We start from the raw sequence: 8,927 nt of genomic DNA, 5'->3' as shown, positions 1-8,927 counted from the left end.
TCTGGGCTCCGCGGTGATACCGGCGGAATCTGGAAGGAGGTCCAATGCGAAGCGGGCTCGATCTAAGCGGTATCCGGCGCAACCGCTACCCCGTTGTTCAGAGATATCGCACAGGGGATACAGCCTGAGTCACCTGATCTTCGGCCCTGCCGCCCGCCAGTTCCGAGAATAGCCGGGCGCTTGTGGGTCCAAGGGTAAATCCCTGATGGCCGTGACCAAAATTGCACCAGAGGCCGGGGATTTTGGGAACGGCGCCAACTACCGGAAGCATGTCTGGCATGCATGGCCGCCAACCTGCCCAGGGCTCAGGCTCGACGGCTTCACCGAAATCGATCACCTCGCGCGCCATACGTTCGGCTCGGGCCAGTTGCCAAGGCGTCTTGGTCGACGCGAAGCGGGCAATCTCGGCGCCCGTGGTCAGTCGAAGCCCTTGACTCATGGGGCAATAGAGGGCCGCGGCGGCAACATCGAACAACGGCCTGCCTGGAAGGCGATCGGCTTTGTAGTGCCTGTGGTAGCCCCGCTTGCGTATCATGGGCATGGAAACGCCCAACGGCCTGAGGAGGGATGGCGACCAGGCACCGAGCGCAATGACGATGTTTTCAGTGGCCAGGCGTCGCCCGTTCCGCAAGTGGACGTGCCAGCCGGAAGCAGGCTGCGTCAGTGACCGCACTTCTTCTTCCAGCAGGGTGCCGCCGCGGCGGCGAAAAAGCGCTGCATACGTCGCGACGAGCCCGCCCGGATCAACACAACTTCTGCTTTGTTGCCAATGCACGGCACCCGCGAAATCCCTCTTCAGGCAGGGCTCCTCACCTCTCAACGCCTGATTGGTCAAGATGCGCGACTGAACACCAAAGTCCTTTCTGTAGCGTTCCGCCTGCGCGGCGTCCGTATCGAGCTCACGGGCCTCGCGATGCATCTGGATGTAGCCGCGTCTGACGAACAAGTGTTCTGCGCCGGCTCCGGCAATCAGCTTGTCGTGGTCCGCGGCGCAGTGGCCAATCAACTGCCTATAGATATGGGAAATTGTCCGATATCTTATCGGGGCAGAGTTGAGATAGTAGAGCGCGAGTGGCAGTGCCGCGGAGGGCAGAGCCGCCAGCTGGTACCTGACGTCGTTGCCCAACCCGAGTGCCAGACGCAGTACATCAAGCGCGGCCCGCGGAAATGCATAGGGCTCCATCACTTCGAGCTGGACAATCCCGGCGTTTCCGTAGCTTGCCTCCCTGCCCGGTTGCCGACGGTCAATGATGATGACCTCATGCCCGCCTTCTTGCAGGGCAAGTGCTGTCGTCACACCGACGATGCCGGCGCCGAGGATCGCAAACTCACTCATCGGCAAGTCAAACGCTACAGTCCTGCGCGATGACAGCTATTTCAATCAGCGCGTCGATGACCAACTCGCTAACCACAGTGACACGGACCGGCAGCGGATGGTGACTGAAGAAAGCGCGATACACCTGGTTGAAGGCGGAGAAATCGTCCTTGCGCACCAGGTAGCAGGTACAGGAGAGGATATCGCGTCGCGATAATCCACTAGTGCCAAGGGTGGCCTCGATCCGCCGCAGAACGTTTTGGGTTTGCTGCACAATGTCGCCGGAGATTTTTCCAGTGTCATCGAAGCCGAGTTCGCCCGAGAGGTAGACTGTATCGCCGGCACGGCGAAGGTTTGAGAACGGCAGTGTGGAAGCGGTCATGACAGGTCCTTGGAAGGATCGGCGCGGCGGCGCTCTTTTGGGTTCGCTAGCGAGCAAACAGGTTCTGCCGTCGCAGGACGTTAATACAGGATGGAGCCCGCTCCGAGGCGAGCAGGCTTCCAGTTCCAGCGGCAATCAACGAGAGGTCGTCTCCGCGCCCTTATCCATGGAGAAACTGAGCTGGCTGTAGATCGCTCTGTCCTTGTCGAAATAGCGCGCCCATTCACGGTCCCCGAATGAGAAATGCCACCATTCGCCGTCAAATGGCGCAAAGCCGGCGCGAAGCATGCAGAACCTGAGCGTCTGTCGATTGCGCCAGTGCTCTCTCTTGATGAATGGCGAAAAGACGTAGGTGTCCGGGCAATCCTCGCCCAGTTCAGTGCCCATAGCGAGCGCCTGACCGTTCGATTGAATGATCCGGACGTCGACCGCGCCGCCGGTCGGGTGCCCTGCTACCTCCGGTACGGCCGAGAAACGGTGAGCCGCCTCCTTCAGCGCTTCACCAGACAGGGAGGGAGTTCTTTGCTGCACGTGCTGGATCTGATCCTGGAATTGCTGGCGCTGCACATCGAGATGCCGATAGCCACAGACAACCTCCAGGTCGTAATCTTGTGCGATTTCGCGGAGCGCGCGTTGCGCCACATCCAGCATCGGAACCACACGCGACCGGACGAAGATCTGGTCTCCCGTGTGTACTTTCATCGTACTGTCTACGGCGAGGACTTTGCCTGAGAACTCGGGGCCGATCGCAATCAGGGGCTCGTCATTGTCCTCCACCGGCACTGCGGCCAATTCCGTGTATGTCAGGAAATGCCGCTCAAGGGCAGCATAGCAGGCGTCCTGCGTGTTCATGTAATTTTGCTCCTCGCAATTCTAGATCAAGGGATGGTGACAGGCGGCTTGCTGTCCGCTGGCGATAGTCATCAGGGGCGGCAATAATTGGCGGCACAGGTCAGTGGCGCGTGGACAGCGTGCTGCGAATGAACAGCCGGGCGGGATATCATAGCCACTGGGGACTTCACCCGAAAGCCGGGCGACCTTGCGTCGTTGCTTGGGGTCGGGCTCGTATGTGCTGTCGAACAGGGCCTGCGTGTAGGGGTGGCAAGGCTTGGCGTTGCTCGCCATCACCTCGACCACACGGCCCAGATACATGACAAGGACGCGATGGCAGAAATAGCTGACCAGTCCGAGGTCGTGGGAAATGAAGAGATAGGTAAGGTTCAACTCGCCACGCAGTTGGTCCAACAGCGCGATGATCTGCGCCTGTACCGAGACGTCCAGAGACGCTGTCGGCTCATCAAGCACAACAAGGGACGGCTTGAGCGCGAGAGCACGGGCAATGCCGACCCGCTGTTTCTGTCCGCCTGACAACTGGTGGGGATAGCTGTTGGCGACAGCACCACTGAGGCCAACCATATCCAGCAGCGAGGTCACGGTTGCCTCCGCCGAATCTGGCTTCACGCCCTGGATGCGGAAAGGCTCAAGCAACGCATCTCTTATCGAAAAACGAGGATCGATCGCCGAATATGGATCCTGGAACACCAGTTGCATGTGACGGCGCAACCGCCGCAAATTCCCCGCCGACAGCTGGGCGATGTCTTGCCCGTCGAAACGGACCTCTCCCGCGCTGGCCTCGATCAGCCGAAGCACCAGGCGGGCCAAGGTGGATTTGCCACATCCCGATTCACCGACGACCCCGACGATCTCGCCGCGTTGAATTTCGAAGGAGACATCGCTGACGGCGCGGAAGACGCGCGGCTTTCGAAACAGGGCCGTGTTCGTAAACCGGCAGCTGAGGTCCTTCACGGATAGAAGCTTGCTCATGCTGCTGTCACCAGATGGCAGGCGGTACCATGGCCTTCGCAATCACCGTGCAGTTTGGGAATTTCGGTCTGGCAGCGGACGACAGCAACCGGACAACGCGGACGAAAACGGCAGCCAGTCGGATAAGCCGCGGCGTTCGGTACCGTTCCTGGGATGGCGCTAAGGCTACCTCGCACCATGCCGAGGCGAGGAATGCAGCGGATCAGGGCTTTTGTGTAGGGATGGCGAGGATTTTCAAAGATCCGCTCCACCGCACCGGACTCAACTATCCGCCCGCAATACATGACAGCCACCCGATCGCAAGCGTGTGCCACGATGCCCATGTCGTGCGTTATGAGGATCAGCGCCAATCCGCGCTGCTTTACGAGATCCACGAGGATCTTGATGATTTGCGCCTGCACGGTGACGTCGAGCGCGGTGGTCGGTTCATCCGCAATCAGAAGCTGCGGCTCGCCGGCTAGCGCCATTGCGATGACAATGCGCTGCTTCATGCCGCCGGAGAGCTGAAAGGGATAGAGATCGTAGACGACAGCGGGATTGGGTATCTGCATGTCCGTCATGAGAGCCAGACTTCGTGCGCGGGCGGCCTTACGGTCGACCTTAAGATGAAGGCGCGATGACTGGTCGATCTGGGGGCCGACCCGTATCATCGGATCGAGCGACGTCATCGGGTTCTGCGTTATCAACGCAATCTTTCCGCCACGCAGCCGGCGCATGCGCTTTTCCGGCAGGCCCACCAGATCGATGCCGTCAAACGCCATGCGACCTGAGCTGATCCTCGCACCGATGCGTGGCAACAGGCCCATGATCGCTGTCGCCGACAGCGACTTGCCAGACCCCGACTCGCCGACCACGCCGAGAATCTCGCCACGATCGATACCGAAGGTGACATCATCGACAGGCGAGAAGGCGCCGAAACCGATCTGCAGTCGTTCCACAGCAAGAAGCATTTTCATGCGCCCTTTGGTTTGGATCGGACATTGAGCGCCCCAATCAGAGCGTCGCCAAACAGGTTCAGGAAGATGACCGTCATGGCCACGGCAAATCCCGGAAACAGAATCACCCATGGGGCGATGAAGAGCTGCGCCGTCCCGGAACTCATCATGGCGCCCCAACTCGGCGTTGGCGGCTGCGCGCCCAGGCCAAAGAAGCCGAAAGTGGCTTCGAGGATGATGGCATCGCCCGTGGCAAGGATGGCGGCGACCAGCACGGGAGCAAGCACATTGGGCAGAAGGTGGGAAAACAGGATACGAAAGTGCGTGGCGCCGAGATTTCGGGTGGCTTCGATATAGGTTTCGCCGGTGAGCGAGATCACCTGGGTGCGCGTCAGCCGGGTGAATTGTGCAAGGTAGGCAATCGCCACCGCGCAGACGACGCCGCCGAGTCCCGGCCCGACGACGGCGACCAGCATCAAGGCTATCAGTATCTCCGGAAACGACCAGGTAAGATCGACTGCCACCATCACGATCCGGTCCAGGGCTCCACCGAAATATCCACACGCGGCACCGAGGAATAATCCCAGGAGCAGCGACAGGCCAATCGCCGTGGAACTGACGGTGAGCGAAGTGCGAGCGCCGAAGATCACACGCGACAGCACGTCGCGGCCCAACTCATCGGTCCCCAGCAGATGGCTCGTCGATGGCTGCTGGTTCATGATGGAGAGGTTCTGCTGGGAATCGCCATAGGGCGCCAACCATGGGGCGAGAAGCGCCGCGCTAATCAAAAGCAGCAGATAAACGCCCGCGACACACCCTTTTGGCGTGGCAAATGCGGACACAAACGCGGTGTATCGTTTGCGGGTCACGACTGGGATCTCCGCTGGCGAGGGTCAATGAAGGCTTGAGCGACGTCGCCCATGAGGGTGCCCAGGATGACAGCCATCGCAAGCATCAGCAGACAGCCTTGAACCAGCGGATAGTCACGCTGGTTCAGCGCGCGGATCAGCAGGCTGCCCAAACCGGGGCGAGCGAATACATATTCGGTCGTCACGGCGCCGCCGATGATCCAGCCAATACGCAGCCCCAGAATGGTCACGACAGGCAGCATGGCATGGCGCAGAACATGCCGGATCTGGATACGCCACGGAGACAGCCCTTTGGCGTACAGCAGGGTTACGAAGTCCTGGCTGGCCGTCTCGACCATCGCGATCCTGGTGATGCGCGCCACCAGGGCAATGCCACCAAGGCTGGTGGCAAGGACCGGCAGGATCAACGAAGTCCAGGACCGCACGCCGGAAACGGGAACCCAGCCAAGCCAGACAGCGAAGACAAGGATCAGGAGCAGGCCAAGCAGAAAACTTGGCAGGGTCGCACCAAGCAAGCTCAATGCGCCTATCGCCTCGTCGATCCGCGTGCCTTGATAGCTGGCAGCGAGCGCACCGGCGACAATCCCGACCAATGAAGAAAGGACAAGCGCCGCCACGCCGAGCTGGAGGCTGTATGGCAGGTTTTGCAAGATGAGATCGCGCACCGGCCGAGCTTGAAGGATCGAGGTGCCAAGATCACCTTGCAGAAGGTGGAACATCCACAGCAGATATTGCTCGATCAGGCTGCGATCCAAGCCGTATTTGACAACCAGTTGCGCGCGCTGAGCCGGCGAAGAGCCGGCCCGCACCAGATTGTTGATGGGATCGCCCGGGACGAAGTGGACGACCATAAAGACAAGAGCCGAGACAACCACAAAAATGGGCAGGAGCAACAGCGTCCGCTTCAGGAGATATGCGGCCATGGACCAGGTCGCCTACCCGACCGCTTTCAGGTCGAGAACCGTCTGCTGCATGATCTCCGCCCCACGGATGGCTTCGGGAACCGACAGCATGTCGCTGTTGTAGGCTATATTCTGCGCGGCCTCGTGGATGGGTATGAAGACGAACTGGCTAAGGATATATTCATGCAGTTTTTTGAAATTAGCGACACGCTCGTCCCAGGTCTTGGACTTGTGCATTGCGATTTCGTTGAGCTCCTCTGAGCGCGGATCGTCCCACATCGATACGTTTGGGAAGGGAATGCGTTTTGCGCTGAACTCCCAATCGAGTTCGTCCGCATTGTTCCAATCGTAGTGATTGACGACAAACTGGTGTTCGCCCTTTTTGAGTTGATCATCCAGCGAGGCTTTATCGAACACAGCGATATCGACCGCCATGCCAACCGCCTTGAGCTGAGCCTGCACAATTTCGGCAATCCGCTTGTATTCGGTCTCGCCTCTCGTCCAGAGGCTGACCGCCAGCGGTGCCCCGGCCTTGTGACGGACGCCATCGTCGTCGCGAACCCATCCGGCCTCGTCGAGCAGATGGTTGGCTTTTTCCGCATCGTAGTGGATCTCAAAATCCTTGCCGACCCGCGATTCCGCGAGCGAGGCGATAAGAAATTGGTGCGACTCTGTTCCGATGCCGTTGTAGACGCCTTGGAGGATGGCAGCTTGATCAACAGCCAGGGCTGTCGCCTGACGAATCTTGATGTCGGTGAACGGCTCCTTGCGAACGTTGAACTTGATTGTGGTGACGCCGATGCCGGGCAGGGTCCGGAACTTGATGCTCTTTTCAGCCTGCAACTGAGGGAGAAATTCGGTAGGCAGGCCAAGCAGCATGCCAACCCCGCCGGTCTTCAGTTCCAGGAAGGCTGTCGAAGCATCCGGAATCTCGCGCAGTGTCAGACGCTTGATGCTTGGCGGCCCCTGATTTTCGGAGAGCGGATTGGGCCAGGCATAATCGTCATTGCTGACTAGCACGGTTTCCTGGCTGATGACGAAGCTCTCAAGCTTGAAAGGCCCGGTTCCCACAGCTTCCGTCACGCCGTAGCCGTCACTCACTGCGTCATAGGACTTCGGGCTCGGGATTCCCATGAACACGTTCGCCAAATAATAGATGAGATTTGGCTCTGGCCGCTTCATGATGAACCGGAACGCATGGTCATCGATGATCTCGACGTGGTCGATGGCGTCGACCATGAACTGATTCTCGGTGCCCGCGTATTTCGAGATCCACCACGGGATCGTGTGCGCGTTGAAGGGCTCGCCATCGTGGAACTTGACGCCCTGACGCAATGTGAAGCTCCAGCTCATCCCGTCCGGGGAATTTTCCCAAGATTGCGCGAGATGCGGATGGTAGGACTGATCGGCATCCATCTCGATCAGCCTGTCGTAGATCAAATAGGCTCCAAGATTGAGATAGGTGCCGCGGATCGGGTCGTAGTTGGGGCAGCCATTGCTGCTGCTGCCAAGCACCAGCACAAGCTCGTCCTGCGAGGCATGCGCAGGAGGAGACAGCACTCCAACCCCTGCGGCCAGCGACAGACCAGATGCAGAGATCAGAAACTCGCGTCTATTCATATTCTCTCCCCTTTTTTAGTTTTTTTGACGGCATTCCTGAGTGGTTAGCTGCCTCACCATCTCGCAAGCTTGGCCCCTACGACGAGGTCTTCGATCACCGAGGCCCTGAAATCGCCGGTCTTCTTGGTGCCCTCGATGTTCATCAGCACGGCGACCGCATGGGTTTGATCCCGCGTCAGGACCACCATGTTGGAGGCGCCCACGTCGCTGCCGGAATGCCCGACGAAATCGTGCCCGTTGATCGGCTCAGAAACCCAGCCCAGCCCCTGGTACGAAACCAGTTCCGGATCGACCTGGTCGTGCAACATGGCGGCTACTGCGCGTGGCGACAAAATCGCGCACTGGCCGGTTATTCCGCCAAGCATGCCACGCAGGATTTTTGTGAGGTCGGCTACCGAGCAACGAAGCATTCCAGACGGGACATCAGGATATCCCTCCTGCGGCAGCTCGTTGAACGCGCCTTTCACATATTCATAAGGCTTGGCGAGAACGTTTGGTGCAAACTCTTTCAGATACCAATGCGCATTTCGAACACCCAGCGGTTCGAATATGTTCTTCTGGGTATACGCGGAAAAGCTCTGCTTGCTGATGCACTGGACCGCATAACCTGCCAACGCCACCCCGACATTGCAGTAGCTCCATCGATTGCCTGGCTTGGCTGGGAAAAACGACGTGGTAGGCGAATAGTATGCGCCACCCTCAACAAGATAGTCCTTTAGAAAGCCCTTCAGGCTTTGCGTCGGATCTCCGTCGGTGGCCACGTCCAGATCGTCGTAGCCTTTATCCGAGATACTGGATGTGTGCGTGATCAGCTGATGCGGCGTGATCGGCAAGCTCGGGTGGCGAGGGTTCTTGATCCGAAAGTCGATGAACTTGTTGATGTCATCGTGCAAATCGTAGCCCTTCCGCTCAAACAACTGGACCAGGGCCGTGGCGGTGACCAGTTTGCTGACCGAAGCCAAATGCATTGGCGTGTCCGCGGTCAATTTGCGGTTTTGCGCCAGATCGGCAAACCCGAAGGCCGCGGTGTAGCGCGTCGCGCTGTCTCTGGAGGCGATGGCGACGGCGGCTCCTGAGACC

General features: G+C 59.2%; 9 protein-coding genes. All 9 read right to left on the bottom strand.

Annotated elements, in window-relative coordinates; all coding sequences use genetic code 11:
• Window positions 1–97 precede the first annotated feature (97 nt).
• The gene (locus EN879_RS14170) at window positions 98–1,336 is read right to left on the bottom strand and encodes an FAD-dependent oxidoreductase (RefSeq protein ID WP_063170886.1); all 1,239 of its coding nucleotides are present in this window, start codon (window positions 1,334–1,336) and stop codon (window positions 98–100) included.
• Window positions 1,337–1,343: 7 nt separating this feature from the next.
• The gene (locus EN879_RS14165) at window positions 1,344–1,697 is read right to left on the bottom strand and encodes a RidA family protein (RefSeq protein ID WP_063170694.1); all 354 of its coding nucleotides are present in this window, start codon (window positions 1,695–1,697) and stop codon (window positions 1,344–1,346) included.
• A 135-nt stretch (window positions 1,698–1,832) separates the two neighbouring features.
• Window positions 1,833–2,549, bottom strand: coding sequence for a M15 family metallopeptidase (locus EN879_RS14160; protein WP_063170695.1), 717 nt, complete (start codon window positions 2,547–2,549; stop codon window positions 1,833–1,835).
• A 21-nt stretch (window positions 2,550–2,570) separates the two neighbouring features.
• The gene (locus EN879_RS14155; RefSeq protein WP_063170696.1) at window positions 2,571–3,521 is read right to left on the bottom strand and encodes an ABC transporter ATP-binding protein; all 951 of its coding nucleotides are present in this window, start codon (window positions 3,519–3,521) and stop codon (window positions 2,571–2,573) included.
• Entirely contained in the window at window positions 3,518–4,477 is a 960-nt protein-coding gene (locus EN879_RS14150; protein ID WP_063170697.1) for an ABC transporter ATP-binding protein, read from the bottom strand. Before EN879_RS14150 ends, EN879_RS14155 begins: the two co-directional genes overlap by 4 nt.
• Window positions 4,474–5,325 carry an ABC transporter permease gene (locus tag EN879_RS14145; protein WP_063170698.1) on the bottom strand — a complete coding sequence of 284 codons (852 nt, stop codon included), beginning with the start codon at window positions 5,323–5,325 and terminating at the stop codon, window positions 4,474–4,476. The genes EN879_RS14150 and EN879_RS14145 overlap by 4 nt, the downstream gene beginning before the upstream one ends.
• Window positions 5,322–6,248, bottom strand: a complete 927-nt coding sequence (locus tag EN879_RS14140; RefSeq protein ID WP_063170699.1) for an ABC transporter permease — start codon at window positions 6,246–6,248, stop codon at window positions 5,322–5,324. The genes EN879_RS14145 and EN879_RS14140 overlap by 4 nt, the downstream gene beginning before the upstream one ends.
• A 12-nt stretch (window positions 6,249–6,260) precedes the next feature.
• A complete protein-coding gene (locus EN879_RS14135; protein ID WP_063170700.1) occupies window positions 6,261–7,847 on the bottom strand; it encodes an ABC transporter substrate-binding protein in 1,587 nt (528 codons plus the stop codon).
• Window positions 7,848–7,900: 53 nt separating this feature from the next.
• A partial coding sequence (locus EN879_RS14130; protein WP_164774408.1) for a serine hydrolase domain-containing protein occupies window positions 7,901–8,927 on the bottom strand: 1,027 nt, incomplete at its 5' end.

The organism is Mesorhizobium sp. M7A.F.Ca.AU.002.02.1.1 (assembly GCF_003998535.1).
GTDB lineage: Bacteria > Pseudomonadota > Alphaproteobacteria > Rhizobiales > Rhizobiaceae > Mesorhizobium > Mesorhizobium ciceri.
Note: the sequence above shows the minus strand (reverse complement) of the source record. Positions and strands in the feature narration are given on the sequence as shown.

Excerpts from the sequence above, each read along its gene's own strand:
- EN879_RS14170 (WP_063170886.1), bottom strand. The coding sequence starts at position 1,336 with ATGAGTGAGTTTGCGATCCTCGGCGCCGGCATCGTCGGTGTGACGACA.
- EN879_RS14165 (WP_063170694.1), bottom strand. The coding sequence starts at position 1,697 with ATGACCGCTTCCACACTGCCGTTCTCAAACCTTCGCCGTGCCGGCGAT.
- EN879_RS14160 (WP_063170695.1), bottom strand. The coding sequence starts at position 2,549 with ATGAACACGCAGGACGCCTGCTATGCTGCCCTTGAGCGGCATTTCCTG.
- EN879_RS14155 (WP_063170696.1), bottom strand. The coding sequence starts at position 3,521 with ATGAGCAAGCTTCTATCCGTGAAGGACCTCAGCTGCCGGTTTACGAAC.
- EN879_RS14150 (WP_063170697.1), bottom strand. The coding sequence starts at position 4,477 with ATGAAAATGCTTCTTGCTGTGGAACGACTGCAGATCGGTTTCGGCGCC.
- EN879_RS14140 (WP_063170699.1), bottom strand. The coding sequence starts at position 6,248 with ATGGCCGCATATCTCCTGAAGCGGACGCTGTTGCTCCTGCCCATTTTT.
- EN879_RS14135 (WP_063170700.1), bottom strand. The coding sequence starts at position 7,847 with ATGAATAGACGCGAGTTTCTGATCTCTGCATCTGGTCTGTCGCTGGCC.